Here is a 19,260-nt window from a genome sequence, read left to right on the forward strand (position 1 = left end):
TAAGTGAAGTTGCCCGCGCTCAATGCGAGAACGGGTAGAGTTTCCAATACGCCTTGATCTGCCGCCAGCGATGCGCGAGCCCGTCGGGTTCGAACATCAGGAAGGCGATGATGATCACCCCGATCGCGATTTCGCGCAGGAAGGTGATGTTGGTGTTGAGCGACAGCGCCTTGTCGATCGCGCCGCCCTTCAAATAATGGCTGATGAACTCCATCCCTTCGGGCAGCAGCACCACGAAGGCGGTGCCCATCAACGTGCCCATGATCGAGCCGGTACCGCCGATGATGATCATGGCCAGGAACAGGATCGAGCGCTCGATGCCGAAGCCTTCCTGCGACACCACGAGCTGGTAGTGCGCGTAGAGCGCGCCGGCGATGCCGGCGAAGAAGGCGGCGAGCCCGAACGACAGCGTACGATATTTGGTGAGGTTGATGCCCATGATCTCGGCCGAGAGATAATGGTCGCGGATCGCCACCAGCGCACGGCCGTCGCGGGTGCGCATCAAATTGGTGACGAGGATGTAGCTGAGCAGCACATAGGCCAGCACGACGTAGAAATACTGTTTGTCGCCGCGCAGCGTGTAGCCGAAGATCGAGAACGGGTTGGCGCTCGCCGGCACCGAGCCGCCGGTGAACCATTCGGCGCGGGAGAAGAAGTCGAGCAGGATATACTGCGCGGCCAGCGTCGCGATGACGAGATAGAGCCCCTTCAGCCGCGCCGCTGGGATGCCGAAGATCAGGCCGACCAGCGCGGTGACGATTCCGGCGAGCGGGATCGCGAAGAACACCGGGATCGGCGCATTGTTGGAGATGTAAGCCGAGGTGAAAGCGCCGAGCAGGAAGAAGGCGGCATGGCCGATCGAGATCTGGCCGGTGAAGCCGACCAGGATGTTGAGCCCGAGTGCCGCGATCGAGAAGATGCCGATCTGGATCAGGATGCTGAGCCAGTATCCGCTGAAGAATTGCGGCGCGAGGCATAGCAACAGCACGCCTGCGATGGTGAAGTTGCGGCTGGTCGTGGTCGGGAAGATCGTGGTGTCGGCCGCATAAGAGGTGCGGAAATCACCAGCAGGAATGAGGGCAGGGCCGGCCATGGGTCAGATCCGCTCGATGTCGTGGGTGCCGAACAGCCCGTAGGGCTTGATCATCAGCACGATGATGAGGACGTAGAACGGTGCGATCTCGTAGAGATTGCCCCAGTGCAGGTACTCGCTGTCGATATATTGTGCGACGTTCTCGAGCAGGCCGATGATGATGCCGCCGAGCACGGCGCCGCCGACGGAGTCGAGTCCGCCGAGGATCGCCGCCGGAAACACCTTGATGCCGTAGGCGGCAAGGCCCGAGGACACGCCGTTCACGACCGCAACGACGACACCCGCGACCGCCGACACCGTCGCCGAGATCGCCCAGGCCATCGCGAACACGCTTTTCACGGAAATGCCGAGCGATTGCGCGACCTGCTGGTTGAACGCGGTGGCGCGCATCGCAAGGCCGTATTTGGAGGCGCGGAAGAACCAGGCCATGCCGATCATCATGGCGACGGAGACCACCAGGCTCATGACATAGACGGTCTGGATCTGTAAGCCTAGCAAGCTGACCGACTGGCTCTCGAACACGCGCGGGAACGGCTGCGGATTGACGCCGAACATCCATTTCAGCGTTGCCTGGAGCACGGTGGAGAGGCCGATCGTCACCATGATCACGGAAATGATGGGCTCGCCGATCATCGGCCGCAGGATTAGCACCTGGACCGCGATGCCGAACACGAACATGAACACGAGCGTCATCGGCATGCCGATCCAGAACGGCACCTGATATTTGGCGAGCAGAGCCCAGCACACCCAGGCGCCGACCAGCAGCAATTCACCTTGCGCGAAGTTGACGACCTGCGTCGCCTTGTAGATCAGCACGAACGACATCGCGACCACGCCGTAGAGCGTGCCGACCACGAGACCGTTGACCAGGAGCTGGATAAGGAAGGCGGTGTTCATGTCGGTTGACCCAGCTCGTCATTGCCGGGCTTGACCCGGCAATCCATCGATGCGGAAGGAAGATTGTTCGGAAGAGGATGGATGCGCGGGTCAAGCCCGAGCATGACGACCATTTGTTTCACTCCGCAGCCTCCGCCATGTGCCCATGTCCGCCGAGTTCCACCACGCGCAGTGTCGTCCGCACGCGCTGGGTGGTGCCGTCCTGGAAGCGGATCACGGTGTCGACGGGGATGTCGGCATCGCCGCGGTAGATGGCATCGATGATGCCCTCGTATTTCTCGTTGATGACGCTGCGGCGCACCTTTCTTGTGCGGGTGAGCTCGCCGTCGTCGGCGTCGAGCTCCTTGTAGAGCAGCAGGAAGCGCGAGATGCGCTGGGCCGGCGGCAGCGTGGCGTTGACGGTCTCGACCTCCTTCTGAAGCAGCGTATAGACCTCCGGCCGCGAGGCGAGATCGCTGTAGGTCGTGAAGGAGAGGCGATTTTTCTCCGCCCATTTCGAGATGATGGAGTAGCGGATGCAGATCATCGCCGCGAGCGCATCGCGGCCGGCCCCGAGCACCACGGCTTCGGCGATATAGGGCGAGAACTTCAGCTTGTTCTCGATGAACTGCGGCGAGAAGCGCTCGCCGCGCGAGGTCTCGGCGAGATCCTTGATACGGTCGATGACGACGAGCTGCTGGTTCGCGTTGAAATAGCCGGCGTCGCCCGACAACATCCAGCCGTCCTTGATGTCGGCGATGCTGGCCTCGGGATTCTTGTAGTAGCCGAGGAACATGTTGGGATGCCGCACCACGATCTCGCCGACGCCGTGGACGTCGGCATTGTCGATGCGGATCTCGACTTCGTCGGACATAGGCACGCCCGTGGTGTCGGGATCGACCTTGCCCTCGGGATGCAGCGTATAGGCCCCCAGCAGCTCGGTCTGGCCGTACAGCGTGCGCAGCGGCACGCCCATGGCCTGGAAGAACTTGAAGGTCTCGGGCCCGAGCGCCGCGCCGCCGGTCGCGGCCGAGCGCAGCCGGGTGAAACCGAGGCGGTCGCGCAGCGCGCGGAACAGGATGGCGTCGGCAAGGCCCGAGCGCTTGCCGTGTTCGAGCGCGGCGAGGCCGCTCTTCATGCCGACGTCGAACAGGCGCTGCTTGAGAGGCGTCGCGTCCATCACCTTGGCGCGGACATCGGCGGCGATGGATTCCCAGACGCGGGGGGCAAAGAGCACGAATGTCGGCGCGATCTCGCGCAGATCGTTCATCATCGTGTCGGGCTCTTCGACGAAGTTGATCTTCATCCGGCAGAGCAGGCCTTTGCCGAGCACGTAGACCTGCTCCATGATCCACGGCAGCGGCAGCACCGAGACGTATTCGTCGTCTGGGCCCTTGGGGTCGAAGGCAAGATAGGTCGCGCAGTGGCCGAGCACGCGTCCGGCGGCGAGCATCGCGAGCTTGGGATGGGACGTGGTGCCAGACGTCGTGCAAAGGATCGCGACGTCCTCGCCCTTGGTGGCATCGACCAGCCTGTCGTAGAGCTCCGGCTCCCGCGCGGCACGAGCCCGGCCGAGCTCGGCAAATCTCTCCGCCGACATCAGCCTAGGGTCGTCGTATTTCCGCATCCCGCGCGGATCGGAATAGATGATGTGCTTCAGCTTCGGCGCGCGGTCGGCGAGGGTGAGCAGCTTGTCGACCTGCTCCTCGTCCTCGGCGAAGACGAGCTGCGCCTCGCCATAGTTGAGGAGATAGGAGGCCTCCTCGTCCAGCACGTCGCGATAAAGTCCGAGGCTGAGGCCGCCGATGGCGTGCGTCGCCACTTCCGCCGCCACCCAGTCCGGCCGGTTGTCGCCGATGATGCCGATGACGTCGCCGCGGCCGAGGCCCATTTCGAGAAGACCGAGCGCAAAGTCGCGCACGCGGGTCTGGTAGTCGCTCCAGGTGAACAGCCGCCAGAGCCCGAGATCCTTCTCGCGCAATGCGATCTCGTTGCCGTGCTCCTTCGCGTTGAGCCGGAGCATCTTCGGATAGGTGTCGGCCTGCGCGACGCGGCCTGCGTAATCCATCATGCCGCGCTCTCCTGGGCGGGTGCAGCATCATCAGGATCGACCAGCACCTCGTCTTCTTCGCCAAGATAGGCCCGCCTGACGTGGGGATCGGCGAGCACCGTCGCCGGATCGCCTTCGGCGATCTTCTTGCCGAAATCCAGCACCATGACGCGGTGGGAGATGTCCATCACCACGCCCATGTCGTGCTCGATCATCACCACCGTCATCCCGAATTCCTCGTTGAGATCGACGATGTAGCGGGCCATGTCCTCCTTCTCCTCGAAGTTCATGCCGGCCATCGGCTCGTCGAGGAGAATCAGACGCGGCTCCAGCGCCATGGCACGGGCGAGCTCCACGCGCTTGCGCAAGCCGTAGGAGAGGGTGCCGGCGGTGGCCTTTCGCACCGACTGGAGGTCGAGGAAGTCGATGATCTCCTCGACCTTGCGGCGGTGCTCGAGCTCCTCCTTGCGCGCGCCGGTGAGCCAGTACAGCGAGCCTGTGAGGAAATTGTTCTTCAGGAGGTGATGGCGCCCGACCATGATGTTGTCGAGCACGCTCATGTGGTGGAACAGCGCCAGGTTCTGGAAGGTGCGGCCGATGCCGAGCGAGGCCCGGGCGTTCGGCGTCAGGGCGGTGATGTCGCGGCCCTGGTAGAACAGCTGGCCTTCGGTCGGCTTGTAGCGGCCGGAAATACAGTTCACGATCGAGGTCTTGCCGGCGCCGTTAGGGCCGATGATCGAGAACAGCTCGCCCTCCCTGATGGAGAAGCCGACGTCGGTCAGCGCCCGGACGCCGCCGAATCGCAGGGACACGTCGCGTACTTCAAGACTGGTAGCCACCAAACGAAACCCTCCCGGTGATGGCGCTTTTTAGTGGCGCTCTTCGTCCGTTCCTGCCCAGCGATCCTAGTACGGTGGTGCCGGTGAGGCCATGCAGCAGATGGTCTCGACCGGACCCGCGCCACTCTCGTTCCCGTCAGGGATCAAAAGCCGCATCGTCCGAGGTGGTCCTCAATAGGGGAAAGCGCTATTTTGAAATGTCTCGCGGCTGACAATTCTGCGACAAAGTTTGTCGGGCGGCGGCGGCCTTCATCTTTCGTCGGATGGCGGTTGGAATCATCATGCTGCAATGCAGCAGAAGACGGAGTGACGAAACGGTGCGGCTGGCCGCGAGATCATGATTTCAGAAGATCAACTGAAGCGCGTCGCCGCCTGGTCGCGCGAGCTCACGCAAGCGGAGATCGAGGTCGCGCGCGCCGGAATCACGGAGCGGTCCTACGGCACCGGCGAGACCGTGTTCATGCGCGGTGATATTTTTGCCTATTGGGCCGGCATGGTGGGCGGCCTTGCCCGCATGGGCGGGGTCTCCAGGGACGGCAAGGAGACCAGCCTCGCCGGGCTGACGGCGGGCGCTTGGTTCGGCGAGGGCAGTGTGCTCAAGAACGAGCCGCGCCGCTATGACGTGGTCGCGCTGCGCGACAGCCGCGTCGCGCTGATGGAACGCAGCGCCTTCATGTGGCTGTTCGAGAACAGCGTCGGCTTCAACCGCTTTCTGGTGCGTCAGCTCAACGAACGGCTCGGCCAGTTCATCGGCATGCTCGAGGTCAACCGCACCCTGGATGCCACCGCGCGCCTCGCCCGCAGCATCGCCTCACTGTTCAATCCGATCCTCTATCCGGAATCGACCGCTCATCTGGAGATCACCCAGGAGGAGATCGGTGCGCTCTCCGGCATGTCCCGCCAGAACGCCAACCGCGCGCTGAACCGGCTGGAGAAGGAGGGACTACTGCGGCTCGAATATGGCGGCGTCACCATCCTCGATATCGAGCGGCTGCGCGGGTATGGCGATTAGGCGCGGTCATCGCGCATTCGCGGGTGCATGGACCGGCCAGAGGTCGGCGCGCCAGCGGATCGCGATCGCCAGCATCGCGATGAAGCCGGCGGCGGCATAGAGCGAGCCTGTCGCGGAATAACCAATGATGTCGATCAGGCTGCCGGCCGCGAGCAATCCGATCGGCAGGCCGTAGATCACCATCATGCGCACGCCCATCACGCGGCCGCGAAGGTGTGCGCTTGCGGTGCGCATCAGGATCACGGCCGCCGAGATCATCGACATGCTCTGGGCGATGCCGGCGAGCATGAGGCAGGCCATCGCCACCGGCATGGTCCTGATCTCGACGAATATCAGCAGCATGGCGTACCAGGCCAGCGTCGCGCCGATCAGAAGCCGGGCAATGCGCACGCCGCTGACGAGGCTCAGCGTGATGGAGCCGATCAGCGAGCCGACCGCGAAGCTCGCCGAGAGGTAACCGAGGCCGGTCTGGTCGGTATGAAAGATCTCCCGGGCGATGTAGGGCAGCAATCCGCCAGTGAAGGGAAATGCGGTGAGATTGGCCAGGAAGGCGACACACAGCGCCGCACGCATTCCCGGGCCACTCCAGGCGTAGACGATCCCTTCCTTGAGGTCTCCCAGCAGCCGCGACACCGCATGACTGTTTGCCGGAAGATCGCTCGTGATGACGGTCCTCTTGGGCCGGATCAGACACAGCATGAGAAGCGCGGCCACGAAGTAGAGACAGGCAATCGCCACGTAAACGAGGCCAATGCCGAGGACGGCGAACAGCCCAGCGCCTGTCAACGCTCCGGTGATGCGGGCGCTGTCCTGGGTCGTGCGCGCAACGCTGATGGCACCGACCAGCTGCTCGGCCGGCATGATCTCGGCGAGCAGCGCGCCGCGGACGCCGAGATCCGAGGGGCGAATCAGGCCCATGACCGCGACGATGATCATGACGCTCAGCGGCGACAGATGACCGGTCAGCGCCAGAACCATGATGGTCGAAGAGAGTACCGTATAGGCAAGACGCATCGCGACCAGCAGATCGCGATGACCCATGCGGTCGCCGATCATGCCGAACACCGGCGCGACCAAGGTCCCGACGAATTGGAGCGAGGCAAGCACGGTGAGCAGCAGCACCGAGCCGGTCTCGACCAGGATGTACCAGCCCAGCACCAGCGTCTCGACCTCGAACGCCCAGGATGTGAGCAGGTCGGACGGCCACTGGAAGCGATAGTTGCGGATGCGGAATGGCGCGAGCGCCGACGGCCGCGCGGCTGCGCTCAAGACGCGATGACGCGTGTCACGGCGAATCCCTTGCCTTGTTGTTTCTTCTTTCCGATCAGCAACGTAGCGTTGGCGACGCTCGTGTCAATCGGACCGGCCGCATGCTGCCATGCATGGCTGCATCAGCACGTCCGCTGCAGGCGCGTGACCGGTCCGTGCGAATGTCTTCCCCTGGTTTCTGCGATCGGTTCGTCCATGGACGCAGGAGGCGGTCATAGTGTCTTCATCTTGCTGTGGCCCAACAGGTCGCGGGCGCGGGGAATCGGAGCGATCGCAGCATGTGGGTACGGTGGCCGAGGTTTGCCGCGCAGTCTTTTTGTTTTGTACTTCTCGTAAGCGTCATGGTCTCGCCGGGGCAGGCGGGGTCGCAAGACTTGTTGGCGCTGATGCAGCGCATTACGGCGCTGGCGAAGGAGGGCCGCTATGGCGAGGCGGTCGGCTTTGCCAGGAAGCTCGTCGTTGAGGCCGAGAAAAGCACGGGGCGACAATCGCCCCTGACCGCGACCACGCTGGTCGTGCTGGGTCAGGCGCTCCAGACGAAAGGCGAGACCGCTGAGGCCGAAAGCGTGTTGAGGCGGGCCCTCGTCATTCGCGAGAAGAGCCTTGGTCCCAATCATCCCGATGTCGCAGCCGTGCTCGCCACGCTGGGCCAGATCGAGCTCGGCCAGAACCGGCTCGGCGATGCCGAACGCGACATGTCGCGCGCGATCGCCATCGACGAGAGCGTGCTGGGCCCTGACCATCTCACCACGGCGCTGGCGCGGATGCAGCTCGGCAATCTCCGTCACCGCCAGTTAAAGGAGACCGAGGCGCTCGACCTGTTCAATAAAGCGCTCGCGGTGTTCCGGAAGTCGTCGGGTCAGGCGGACATCATGATCCCGGTGACCTTGAACAACATCGCGGAGGTCAATCGCGCGCAAGGCCGGTTGCAGCAGGCCGAGGCGAATTTTGCCGAAGCGCTTGTGCTGCAGGAGAAGCAGCATGGCCCGGACAGCATCTATCTGACGGCGACCCTCAATAATCTCGGCGAGCTCCGGCGCGCGCAGGGACGGCTTCCGGAGGCCGAGCAATTGGCCCGGCGGACTTTGGCCATCAGGGAGAAGGCGCTCGGACCTGATCATCCCGATGTCGCCGCGAGCCTCAACAATCTGGCCCTGGTGTTCTGGCGCGAGGGCCGGGACGCCGAGGCCGAGGGGCTGCTGACCCGCGCACTCGCGATTCAGGAGAAGGGCGTCGGGATAGCGCATCCGAACGTGGCGACGGCATTGAACAACCTTGCGGAGGCCTGGGCCCATCTCAATCGCAAGCAGGAGGCGGAGCAGCTGTTCCGCAAGTCGCTGGCGATCCGTGAGAAGGCGCTCGGTCCGGCGCATCTGGATGTCGCGATCGCGCTCGACAATCTGGTGACGCTGATGAGCGAGGCCGATCGTTACGCCGAGGCCGAACCGTTCGCGCGCCGGTCGCTTGCGATACGCGAGGCCGCGCTCGGGAATTCTCACCCGCTGGTCGCCAACAGTCTCAACAATCTGGCCGTCATTCTGGACAGCACCGGCCGGCCGCAGGAGGCCGAGCCGCTGCTGAAGCGCGCGCTGGATATCCGCCTGCGCGCTCTCGGCGAGCAGCATCCGGATGTTGCCAACAGCTTCGCCAATCTCGGCGCCCATTATATCGATTTGAAGGATTGGCAGCAGGCCCGCGACGCGTTCGCGCGCGCGGTCGCGATCCAGAACGGCCGCCGCGCCGCCGAGCAGGAGAGCCGCGGCGATGTGAAGGTCCATGAAGAGACCAATCCCCATCCCGGACTGATCGTAGCCGCCTATAACCTCGCGAGCGCCAATGCGGGGCAGGCCGGCGCCTTGCGATCGCAGGCGTTCGAGGCGGCGCAATGGATCGGTGACGAGCAGGCTGCGCGGGCGATTGCCGGTATGTCGGCCCGCATCGCCGATGGTAGCGGGGATCTCGCCGCGCGCGTCCGTGAGCGGCAGGATCTCGGCGCGCAAGCCGTCGCGACCGACAAGATGCTCGTGGCGGCGATCTCGCAGGCGGATGCTGCGCGCAACCCGGCGGCGGAGCAGGCGCTTCGTGCCCGAGCCTCGGCCATCTCAGGTCAAATCCGGGAATTGGATCGCACGATCGCTGCGCAGTTTCCGGACTACGCAGCGCTCGTCACTAAGGCGCCGATTGCAATCGAGGATGCCCAGAAGCAGCTTCGTCCCAACGAGGCGATGTTGCTGTTCACGACGACGTCACGCGCCACCTTCGTCTGGACCGTGACGCGCTCGGACGTGCGCTGGCATTCGGCGGATCTCGGCGAAAAGCAACTCGCTGAGGCCGTCGGCGCCTTGCGCTGCGGTCTGGATACGGATGCATGGCTGGACAAGGCGACCACATGTCCGCAGAAGCTCGGCCGCAAGACCCCGCTTGGGGCGGACGAGCCATTGCCGTTCGACCAGGAGCGCGCCTTTGCGCTCTACCAGGCGCTGCTCGGGCCTGTCGCGCGCGACATCGACGGCAAGGAGCTGATCCTGGTGCCGTCAGGCCCGCTGGCGACGCTGCCCTTTCAGGTCTTGCTGACCGACAGGCCCCCGGCAGGTGGGGACCTCACGAAGGCACCCTGGCTGGTCAAGCGATTTGCCACCACAGTGCTGCCTTCAGTCTCCAGCCTCAAGGCATTGCGGCAGGTCGCACGCAAGAGCGCGGCGTCGAAACCGTTTCTCGGCGTCGGCAATCCCATGCTCGACGGCGATGGCCGCAGCGATGTCGCGGTGGCGCGTGCCAAGCTGGCGCGCCAGATTCGGACCTGCGCCGCTATTCCGACGCAGGCGACCCAGGTCGCACAACGGAGCTTGCGCGCCGTGGACGCGCTGTCGGGCGGCACTGCGGACATCGTGCAGCTCAGGCGGCAGATGCCGCTGCCGGAAACTGCGCTCGAACTGTGCGCGGTGGCCAGCACCTTCGCGCCCATCAAGGGCGACGTCGTCCTCGCCGGCGACGCCTCCGAGACCAGGATGAAGGCGCTCGGCCAGAGCGGCGATCTCGCGAAATACCGCATCCTGCATTTTGCGACCCATGGCGCGCTTGCGGGGCAGGTGCGTGGATCGATCGAGCCCGGACTGATCCTCAGCCCGCCGGCGGCGCCGACGTCCACCGATGACGGCTATCTCTCGTCGTCGGAGATTTCCGGCCTCAAGCTCGATGCCGATTGGGTGATCCTGTCGGCCTGCAACACCGCTGGCGGGCAGGCCGCCAATTCGGAGGCCTTCTCCGGTCTTGCGCGGGCCTTCTTCTATGCCGGCACGCGCGCGCTGCTGGTGTCGCACTGGGCGGTGAACTCCGACGCCGCGGTCGCCATCACCACCGGCACGATCGACGCGATGAAGACGCATCCCGATATCGGCCGAGCAGAGGCGCTGCGTCGCTCGATCTCGGCACTGATCACCAAGGGCGGCGAGAGCGCGCAGCCCGCAACTTGGGCGCCCTTCGTGCTGGTGGGGGCCGGCGCCATCTAGCGGTTCAGCGCGCCGCCGCGCGCTGAACCGGCTGGTTGCGGGGATGAGTGAAGCCGCGCTCGCGGCCGTTAACCAACCACCGCTTGCTCTTCCTGCACGAGGAGCCCATGCTTGCCAGGTCGCTGGGCCCATCCGACAGTCCCAGTAGACCGCGTCATCGCGGCTTCCGCGGGGGCTTGACCCATGAACTGCTCTTGCTGCGGTTCCGAGGTTCAGAGCGGCTTTGCTTTCTGCCCGAAGTGCGGCACGAAGCAACCGAACGCGTGCCCTGGCTGCGGCTATGCGTGCGCACCGGATTTCACGTATTGCCCGAAATGCGGCGCCCTCGTCAGTGAGGTCCCCAAAGCCGGGGGACAGGCGCAGCCGAGCCGGCCGCCAGCACCGGTCAGAGCGTCGTCATCGCCGCTGGCGCCGGCGGTCGACCCTCACCAGGCTTTTCGACCGCAGCCGGACAGGATGGACAGCGAAGCCAACCGCCGCACCATTACCGTGCTGTTTGCCGATCTCAGCGGCTTCACCGCGATGAGCGAGCGCCTCGACCCCGAGGTCATGCAGGCCCTTCAGAACGAATTGTTCGAGGAGCTGACGGAAGCGGTGCAAAGCTTTGGCGGCTTCGTGGACAAATTCATCGGCGATGCGCTGCTGGCGCTGTTCGGCGCGCCAGCAGCGCACGAGGACGATCCGGAGCGGGCGGTCCGCGCTGCACTCGACATGATCAAGCGGACGGAGCAGCTCAGCGAGCGTGCGAAGGTCTATGCCGGTGCACCGCTGCTGCTCCACATCGGCATCAATACCGGGCACGTGGTTGCGGGCGGACTGGGTGTGGGCGTTGCCAAGTCCTATTCGGTAACCGGCGACACGGTGAATACCGCGCAGCGATTGCAGTCGATGGCGCCGCCGGACGAAGTGCTGGTCGGGCCCTTGACCTACCGCCTGACCCGGCATGCGTTCTCGTATGAATCGCTCGGAGAGGTCTCGCTCAAGGGCAAGATGGGCAGTGTCCTGGTCCATCGTCTCAAGGGACCGCTCGACACGCCGCGTGCGGCGCGAGGCCTCGACACGCTGGGCCTCAGTGCGCCGCTGATCGGCCGCGACGTCGAACTTGCCCGCATGATCGGCAGCCTCGATCGCGCGTGCGGCGGTGCGGCGCAACTGGTGCGGCTGGTCGGCGAGGCGGGCATCGGCAAAACGCGCCTGGTGAACGAATTCGTTGCCCGCATCCGCGATGAGGAGCGCTTCGCAGGTGTGGCGATCCGGCAGGCCGCCTGCTCGCCCCTCGGCGAACAATCCTACGGCACGCTCGCCGCGGTGCTGCGCAGCGCCTATGGCATCGCGCAGAAGGCCAGCGCGGCGGCGGCTGAGGCCAGGCTGGCTGAGGCTCTGTCGGAGCTTGGCCTTCCGGCCGAAGAGGCAGAGCGGCTGATGCCGCTCTATGTCCATGTCCTTGGCCTCGGCGGCCCGGACGCCGCATTGCAGCACGTCGAGCCCGAACAGCTCCGGCGGCAGATATTCTTTGCGATCCGGACCGTCTTCGAACGGCGCCTGGCCTTGTCACCGCTTCTGATCATCGTCGAGGATCTGCACTGGGCCGATGCCGTCTCCCTTGAGGCGCTGCGGTTCCTGATGGACCGGCTGGAGCGCACGCGGTTGATGCTGTTGTTCACGCATCGGCCAATGCTGGAGCTGGATCAGTTCGGTTCGGGCCGGATCAGCCACACGACCCTTCGATTGCTTCCGCTCGGTGACGCCGACGGACAAAACCTGCTCGCGGCTTATTTCAGTCACGGTTGGCGCGAGCCGCCGGGAAATCTGTTCAGTCGAATCCTGGAGCGCGCGAGCGGCAATCCGCTTTTCCTCGAGGAAATCATCCGCGGTCTCATCGAGGCCGGCGCCTTGGAGCGTGACGGCTCGCAGTGGCGGATAAAGTCGGATGAGGCCGCCGCCGACATCCCGGCAAGCATTCAGGCGCTGTTGCTGGCGCGGCTGGACCGGCTGCCGCATGAGGTGCGCCGGCTGGCCCAGGAGGCCGCGGTGATCGGCCCGCGCTTCGACGCGGCTCTGCTCGGGGCGACAGCAACCGGGCCGGTCGAAGTGGGCCTCGAACTTCTGTGCGACGCCGAGATTGTCGAGGAGGTTGCGGGCGCAAACTCGATCTCGCTGCGATCCTACCGTTTCACGCAGACCATGCTGCAGGATGTGATCTATCAAAACCTGCTGTTGCAGCGGCGGATCGAGCTCCATGGACGGATTGGTGCCGCGCTGGAGCGGCTTTATGGCAGCGAGCCCGAACGGCTCGAGGACCTCATCCTGCTCGGCCATCATTTCAGCCTGAGCGCGCGCAAGTCGAAAGGCGCGCGCCATCTGCGCGCGGCCGGCGATCGCGCTCGCGCGACCTATGCCAATGACGATGCCATCCGTCTCTACCAGCAGGCCCTCGCCATGTTGTTGACCGGCGCCGAGCGCGAGCCGGAGCGCCTGGTTCTGTACGAGCGGATCGCGGACCTCTGCGCCGCGGCGGGCCGCCGCAACACGGCCGAGGAGCACTACCAGAGCGCGCTGGAGGGGCACCGCGCCGCAGAGGACCGCATTGGCGAAGCGCGAATCCTTCGCAAGCTTGGCAGGTTGTTGTGGGACACCGGCAAGCGGATCAACGCAGAGAGGCATTATGCCGAGGCGGCTGACCTGCTTGGAGAGACCGATGCGCCGATCGAACGGGCGCACCTCTTGCAGGAGCGCGGCCGTCTCGCGTTTCGCATGGGCGATCACGTGGCCGCCGCGACATGGGCGGACGAGGCGATTGGCTACGCCCGATCCGTCCCGGCGGACGCGGACGAGCAGGCCGGACTCGATGCGGCCCGCGCCATTGCCGAGGCTCTCAATACCAAGGCGGTTGCACTGGCACGGCTTGGACGACACCAGGATGCGGTGCGCGAAGTGGAGCAAAGTGTCGCGGCAGCCGAAGCCGCCGGCCTTCTCAATGTGGCCTGCCGCGGCTACACCAATCTCAGCGTGCTCTACACGATCGTCGACCCGGCGCAAGCCATGGAGGTCTGTCGGCGCGGACTGGATGTCGCGCATCGTATTGGCGATCTCGGGTTCCAGGCGCGTCTTCTTGCCAATTTTGCCGTTGCCTGTTGCACCTTCACGGACAGATGCACCGACGAAGGTGTGCCGGCTGCCGAAAAGGCAATCGAGATCGACCGTGCGCTCGATCAGCGCGAGCATCTCCCCGTGCCCCTGATCGTGCTCGGGCAAATCCACCAATGCCATTTCCGGCCCGATCAGGCCGCCCGCTGCTACAATGAGGCCATCAAGGTCGCCAGCGAAACCGGCGAGCCGCAGCAGCTTTTTCCGTGCTATGATGGTCTCGCGACGCTGAACCTTGATCGCGGCGACATGCCCGAGGCCGAGCGGTATTTCGCGCTGGCCGATGACGTCTGCACCAGGCACGGGCTTGATCCCGCCGGACTGATTGTACTGCCATTTCTTGACTAGGTCATGTGAAGGAGTTCAACCATGTCAGAACGTCATGTCGATGGACCGCTGCAACCGGGCGATCGCGCACCGAACATCGTGCTGGATGCCATCACCCGCGAAGGGAAGATCGCGCTCGAGGATTTTCGCGGGCAAAGTCCGATATTGGTCGGCCTGTTTCGAGGCCTGCACTGCCCGTTCTGCCGCCGCCATATCGCGGCCCAGGCGCAGCTTGACGCGGCCCTGCGCGACAAGGGCGTCGAAAGTCTGACGGTCGTCAATACGCCGATCGAGCGCGCTCGGCTCTACTTCCGTTATCACCCGTTGCCCAATCTGCTTGCCGCCTCCGATCCCGAGCGGGTCTCGCACCGCGCGTTCGGCCTGCCCAATCTCGAGTTCACCGAGAAGGAAACCGAGTGGCCGCGCAAGGTGGGCATGGATGTGGTCATGAGCATGCAAGTTGACATTCCCGGAGAATTGCCCGGGCCGATGAATCGTTTGGCAGCCGCCGAGCAGCTCAACAACAAGGATGGCTACGAGATGATGGAGGCCGATCAGCGCATGGCTGCAACCGGCCAGGGCCAGCTATTCGGCCAGTTCCTGCTCGATCGGGAAGGGGTCGTGCGCTGGGCCTTTACAGAAGTTCCGGAAGGCGGCCAGCGCATGTTCGGGATGCCGAGCCCGGGTGAGCTGATGTCGGCGGCCTCGCAGGTGGCGGGCTAAACATCGTCGCGCGGTTGGCGTGGTGCCCTTGACCGCAGCAGGCACGAGCCGGTGCGCTCGAGGTGGTGCCGCCGTTTTCCCGGCCACGCTTCGCGCGTGACGAACGATTGATCCGAGCGCACTTAATCCGAGCGCACGATGACCGACATTCAGGAAAGGCTCCTCGAAAGCAAGATGACCGAGATCGAGCGGGCCCGATCCTGGAGCCCCCGCGTGATCTCCAAATTCGAAACGCTCATCAGGAGCGGTGACGATCTATCGCTCTACCGCGTCAATCCGCTGGCATTCGCGCGCGACCACGCCATTGCAGAGCCGGAAAGCATTGACCTGTTTCTCTATGCGACGAGAAGCGGGCTATTCGAGATGAGCTGGGATGTTGTTTGTCCCCAATCCGGCATGGTGCTCGATAGCTTCGGCGCCTTGCGCACGCTCAAGACCCACTATGTTTGTGGTTTGTGCGACGTCACTGGTGAAACCGATCTCGACGACTTCATAGAGGTCACGTTTACGGTGTCGCCCCAGCTTCGGCGGCTTCCGTTTCACGATCCTGCCTCCCTCTCGGTCGAGGATTTCCATTGGAAGCTTCGATTTCTGAATGACGCGCGGATACCTGGCCAACAAATCCGATTTCTCGACTATTTGCATGCGTTCGTTCGCGGCCTTTCGTTCTTGCCGCCAGGCTCCGCCACGACCATTCGTTGCGAACTCGGTCCCGGCGCTCTGGCGGGGGTCAATATTCAAACCCAGGCTGCGTTCGTCGTTGCGGTGGCCGGCGAGCCGACAACCTCGCCGACAATCTTGCGAGTTGGATACGATGGGCAGCGCTTTTCCCCCTCGCTGGCCGCCGTGCCGCCCGGCCCCGTCATTGTCGAGGCGGAGAACCGCGGATCCACGCGAGGCTCCCTGCTCCTGATCAACTGGCCGCCTGACGTTCTGGCTCAAGCGATCAAGCCGCCGCTTGATTTCGAGCCCTACATGTCCGGCGGGATGTTGCTCGCGAGACAGACGTTTCGCCGCCTGTTCCGGTCAGAACGCGTGGACGAAAGGGAGGGCCTGGGAATCCGGCAGGTGACCCTGCTGTTCACGGATCTCAAAGGTTCGACCGCCATGTACGAACGGCTCGGCGATCTCAATGCCTATGCGCTGGTCCGCGAACATTTTGCCTTGCTCGGTGCGACCGTTCAGGAACATTCCGGGGCCATCGTCAAGACGATCGGCGATGCAGTCATGGCGGTCTTCTCTCGCCCGACGGACGCGGTTTCGGCGGCGCTCCACATACTGGGGGAAATCGAACGCTACAATTCCGACCACGGCGAGCCGAGCATCATCCTGAAGATTGGAGCCCATTGCGGCCCCTCCATCGCCGTGACCCTGAACGACAATCTGGATTATTTCGGCCAGACCGTAAATGTTGCCGCGCGTGTGCAGTCGCTGGCGGACGCGGGCGAGATTTGTATCTCGGAGGCGCTGTATTCGGCGCCGGGAGTGAGCGATCTCCTTTCCGGGCATGCAATCGCAGTGTTTGAAGCTCCTCTTCGCGGCGTTGAAGGAAATGCCAGCGTGTATCGTGTCGTGCCCGGGTAGGACCCTTACGTCTCTTGCCGGGGCAGCTTCTCCGCGAGCGCGGCTGCCATCGCCGAGATCAGCGGCCGCATGAAATAGGCTTCATCGGCCGGCGAGACGTCCGTCCGCAGTCCATGGGCAGTAAGCTCGCCCGAGACCGCCGGGCCCACCGACGCAATCAGCATCCGGTCGAAGCCGGCGCGCAGCTTCGCCTCGCTGCCATGCGCCTTCGCGGCCTCGATTAGGCGGCGGACCTGGCCGAGATTGGTGAGCGCGACGGCATCGATCCGCCCCGCGGCCATGTCGTCGATGGCGGTGACGATGTTGGCATCCGCTGCCTTGGAATCGTAGGCATAGGGCAACACGGCATCGACCTCGGCGCCTTGCGCGGCAAGGGCGCCGATCAGCGCGCTATGGTCCTTGTCGGGATAGAGTTGAAGGCCAAGGCGCCGGCCTTTCAGGTCCAGCCTGCCCAGCATCTCGATCACGCCCTCGGTGGTCGGCTTCTCCGTGGTCTGCTGCGCCTCGAGGCCGATCTCACGCAGCGCCTTGCCGGGCTTCGGTCCGCGGGTGAATTTTCGCGATCCGGCGAGAGCCGCGACAAACGCGCCGTCGAGCCCACGCGCCCGCGCGAGCTTCATGATCCGCCGAAGGCCTTCGCCGGTCATCAGCACAAGGTCGTCAAGGGGCTTGTCGATGGCGCGGCGGATCCAGGCCTCGACCGGAGCAGGGTCCGGTGCATCCTGGATGGTAAACATCGGGCATTGCACGACCTCGGCGCCTTGCTCGGCCAGAAGCTTCGAGAACTGCGCCTCCTCGCGCGTTTCCAGGATCAGGATGCGGTAGCCGTTCAAGCGCTCGGCCATGGGCGTACTCCGGTCAGTTAAAGCAATCGTCCGTTCATCCTGACTCCGCGCTTCAGGTCGAAGCAAGTCTTTGTCGAAGCAAGTCTTTGTCGAAGCAAGTCTTGGGATTGGCGCAAGGGGAAGTCGGTGATAGAGCAGGGCGCAAATCGCGGGTCGTTCCGCATCATTTGCCCAAACCTTCATCAAGAGCCAAGCCTGTTCATCAACATGCCCGATCATCAATATGTCCTGACCCTGTCCTGTCCGGATCGTCCCGGCATCGTCTCGGCCGTGTCGACGTTTCTCGCCCACAACGGACAAAACATTCTCGATGCTCAGCAGTTCGACGACATCGAGACCAAGAAGTTCTTCATGCGCGTGGTGTTCACCGCGGCCGATCTAGCCGTGGAACTGTCGGCACTCCAGACCGGCTTTGCCGCGATCGCCGAGCGTTTCGGCATGGACTGGCAGATGCGCGACCGGGCTGCGCATCGCAAGGTGATGCTGCTGGTCTCGAAGTCGGACCACTGCCTGGTCGACATCCTCTATCGCTGGCGCACCGGCGAACTGCCGATGAATTTGGCCGCGATCGTCTCCAACCATCCGCGCGAGGTCTATGCCGGGCTCGATTTCGGCGGTGTCCCGTTTCATTATTTGCCCGTCACCAAGGAGACCAAGCGCGAGCAGGAGGCGCAGATCCTCGATCTCGTCGGCAAGACCGGGACCGATCTCGTCGTGCTTGCCCGCTACATGCAGATATTGTCCGACGATCTCTCGGCAAAACTGTCGGGACGCTGCATCAACATCCATCACTCGTTCCTGCCGGGGTTCAAGGGCGCAAAACCCTATCACCAGGCCCATGAGCGCGGCGTCAAGCTGATCGGCGCCACCGCGCATTACGTCACGCGCGATCTCGACGAAGGCCCGATCATCGACCAGGACGTCGAGCGCATCAGCCATCGCGATACGCCCGAGGATCTGGTTCGCAAGGGCCGCGACATCGAGCGCCGCGTGCTGGCGCGTGCGATTCGCTACCATCTCGACGACCGCGTCATCCTCAACGGTCGCAAGACCGTGGTGTTCATGGATTAGCGAATGGGGAGTGGCGAATAGCGAGTGGAAGCGGGAGAGCGCCTTATTCGCTACTCCCTATTCGCCATTCGCTTCCTCAACGCACTGCGCCGGCCGACGTAGTCCCCGTCGCGCCTTTCTGCGCCTGCTCTTCCTTCTCGCGATCCGTCGCAGGCAGCAGCCGCTTGCGTTCGCGCTCCTTCATGTAGGCGTCGTATTGCGGCGTGCCCGCTCGCGGCGGGGCATCGGCCGGCAGCCCGCCGGCCCATTGCGGGACGTAGTCGCCCATGCCGGCGGAGAGTCTTTCGTTGACGGTGCCGCAGCCTGCAAGGTTGGAAGCCAGCAAGGCAACGACGGCAGCGATTGAAGGCAAACGGATACGCATGAGCATTTTCTGGGTCGAGCTGGACCGGGCGCGGATGACCGGCGCCCGACGAGCGCCAGCGGCGCACTCTAGTCCTCAACAAGTAAAATTGGCCTATTCGACGACGGATTTCTTTGTATACATAACGGTATAATAGTAAGCAATTTTTGGCGTTGATTGGGTTTTCCCAGGTGATACGGTATACAATCCGTATTCTCGCCGAGGGAGCAATTGGGGTTTGGGGATTCGATCTCGTCGTCTGGCGAATGTTCGAATTCTGCAAAGCAGAGGCGGATTTCTCCAACCACGTCGCCGCCAGGCGCTCCTACAGTGCGGCAACAACCCGGAGGACCCGGCTCGTACAGCGACAGGCTTTTTTGTTGACAGGGCCATTTTATTTGTACAATCGTACAAATGTCTCCCCCGGCGTTGATCCGATCGTGCGGCTTGCGCCGAATGGTCGCCCAACGTCCGATTGACAATGGGGTTGCAGAGGACGCCATGTGGCCGCGCGGCATGGCTTATCCGTAGGTTAGAGCGCGGCAAGGACCGGGTACTCGGTCTGGCGCATA

General features: G+C 64.0%; 14 protein-coding genes. 6 read left to right on the forward strand and 8 right to left on the reverse strand.

Features of this window, described 5'->3' with window-relative positions:
• Positions 1 to 19: 19 nt before the first annotated feature.
• From CV770_RS20810 to CV770_RS20825, 5 genes are read right to left on the reverse strand one after another with little or no spacing between them, the layout of a single operon-like run.
• Positions 20 to 1,093 (reverse strand): branched-chain amino acid ABC transporter permease, encoded by a 1,074-nt coding sequence (locus tag CV770_RS20810; RefSeq protein WP_104463647.1) that lies wholly within the window; start codon positions 1,091 to 1,093, stop codon positions 20 to 22.
• A 3-nt stretch (positions 1,094 to 1,096) separates the two neighbouring features.
• Complete coding sequence (locus CV770_RS20815; RefSeq protein WP_091959133.1) at positions 1,097 to 1,990, reverse strand: branched-chain amino acid ABC transporter permease; 894 nt, start codon at positions 1,988 to 1,990, stop codon at positions 1,097 to 1,099.
• The gene (locus tag CV770_RS41690; protein ID WP_146101324.1) at positions 1,987 to 2,103 is read right to left on the reverse strand and encodes an ABC transporter; all 117 of its coding nucleotides are present in this window, start codon (positions 2,101 to 2,103) and stop codon (positions 1,987 to 1,989) included. The genes CV770_RS20815 and CV770_RS41690 overlap by 4 nt, the downstream gene beginning before the upstream one ends.
• A 5-nt stretch (positions 2,104 to 2,108) precedes the next feature.
• On the reverse strand, positions 2,109 to 4,040 hold the full coding sequence (locus tag CV770_RS20820; protein WP_104463648.1) for a long-chain fatty acid--CoA ligase: 1,932 nt from the start codon (positions 4,038 to 4,040) through the stop codon (positions 2,109 to 2,111).
• The gene (locus tag CV770_RS20825) at positions 4,037 to 4,858 is read right to left on the reverse strand and encodes an ABC transporter ATP-binding protein (protein ID WP_104463664.1); all 822 of its coding nucleotides are present in this window, start codon (positions 4,856 to 4,858) and stop codon (positions 4,037 to 4,039) included. The genes CV770_RS20820 and CV770_RS20825 overlap by 4 nt, the downstream gene beginning before the upstream one ends.
• A gap of 337 nt (positions 4,859 to 5,195) precedes the next feature.
• On the opposite strand from CV770_RS20825, the gene CV770_RS20830 reads away from it, so the two are divergent.
• Positions 5,196 to 5,870: a Crp/Fnr family transcriptional regulator gene (locus CV770_RS20830; RefSeq protein WP_038949013.1), complete on the forward strand. Its 675-nt coding sequence runs from the start codon at positions 5,196 to 5,198 to the stop codon at positions 5,868 to 5,870.
• A gap of 6 nt (positions 5,871 to 5,876) precedes the next feature.
• Here the strand turns inward: CV770_RS20830 and CV770_RS20835 are convergent, their stop codons facing one another.
• Positions 5,877 to 7,139, reverse strand: a complete 1,263-nt coding sequence (locus CV770_RS20835; protein WP_104463649.1) for an MFS transporter — start codon at positions 7,137 to 7,139, stop codon at positions 5,877 to 5,879.
• 386 nt (positions 7,140 to 7,525) lie between these two features.
• Between CV770_RS20835 and CV770_RS20840 the strand changes: the two genes are divergently transcribed.
• From CV770_RS20840 to CV770_RS20855, 4 genes are all read left to right on the forward strand, one after another.
• Positions 7,526 to 10,648 carry a CHAT domain-containing tetratricopeptide repeat protein gene (locus tag CV770_RS20840; RefSeq protein WP_161500010.1) on the forward strand — a complete coding sequence of 1,041 codons (3,123 nt, stop codon included), beginning with the start codon at positions 7,526 to 7,528 and terminating at the stop codon, positions 10,646 to 10,648.
• A 183-nt stretch (positions 10,649 to 10,831) separates the two neighbouring features.
• Positions 10,832 to 14,143 (forward strand): adenylate/guanylate cyclase domain-containing protein, encoded by a 3,312-nt coding sequence (locus CV770_RS20845; RefSeq protein WP_104463651.1) that lies wholly within the window; start codon positions 10,832 to 10,834, stop codon positions 14,141 to 14,143.
• Positions 14,144 to 14,164: 21 nt separating this feature from the next.
• A complete protein-coding gene (locus CV770_RS20850; RefSeq protein ID WP_104463652.1) occupies positions 14,165 to 14,845 on the forward strand; it encodes a redoxin domain-containing protein in 681 nt (226 codons plus the stop codon).
• A 138-nt stretch (positions 14,846 to 14,983) separates the two neighbouring features.
• Positions 14,984 to 16,429 (forward strand): adenylate/guanylate cyclase domain-containing protein, encoded by a 1,446-nt coding sequence (locus tag CV770_RS20855; protein WP_104463653.1) that lies wholly within the window; start codon positions 14,984 to 14,986, stop codon positions 16,427 to 16,429.
• A 5-nt stretch (positions 16,430 to 16,434) separates the two neighbouring features.
• Here CV770_RS20855 and CV770_RS20860 read toward each other — a convergent pair whose 3' ends face one another.
• Complete coding sequence (locus tag CV770_RS20860) at positions 16,435 to 17,274, reverse strand: uroporphyrinogen-III synthase (protein ID WP_104463654.1); 840 nt, start codon at positions 17,272 to 17,274, stop codon at positions 16,435 to 16,437.
• 207 nt (positions 17,275 to 17,481) lie between these two features.
• On the opposite strand from CV770_RS20860, the gene purU reads away from it, so the two are divergent.
• Entirely contained in the window at positions 17,482 to 18,345 is an 864-nt protein-coding gene (gene purU / locus CV770_RS20865) for a formyltetrahydrofolate deformylase (protein WP_104463655.1), read from the forward strand.
• Between the two features lie 76 nt (positions 18,346 to 18,421).
• Here purU and CV770_RS20870 read toward each other — a convergent pair whose 3' ends face one another.
• Entirely contained in the window at positions 18,422 to 18,715 is a 294-nt protein-coding gene (locus CV770_RS20870; protein WP_201759954.1) for a hypothetical protein, read from the reverse strand.
• Positions 18,716 to 19,260 lie beyond the last annotated feature (545 nt).

This window comes from Bradyrhizobium sp. AC87j1 (assembly GCF_002936975.1).
Taxonomy (GTDB): Bacteria; Pseudomonadota; Alphaproteobacteria; order Rhizobiales; family Xanthobacteraceae; genus Bradyrhizobium; species Bradyrhizobium shewense.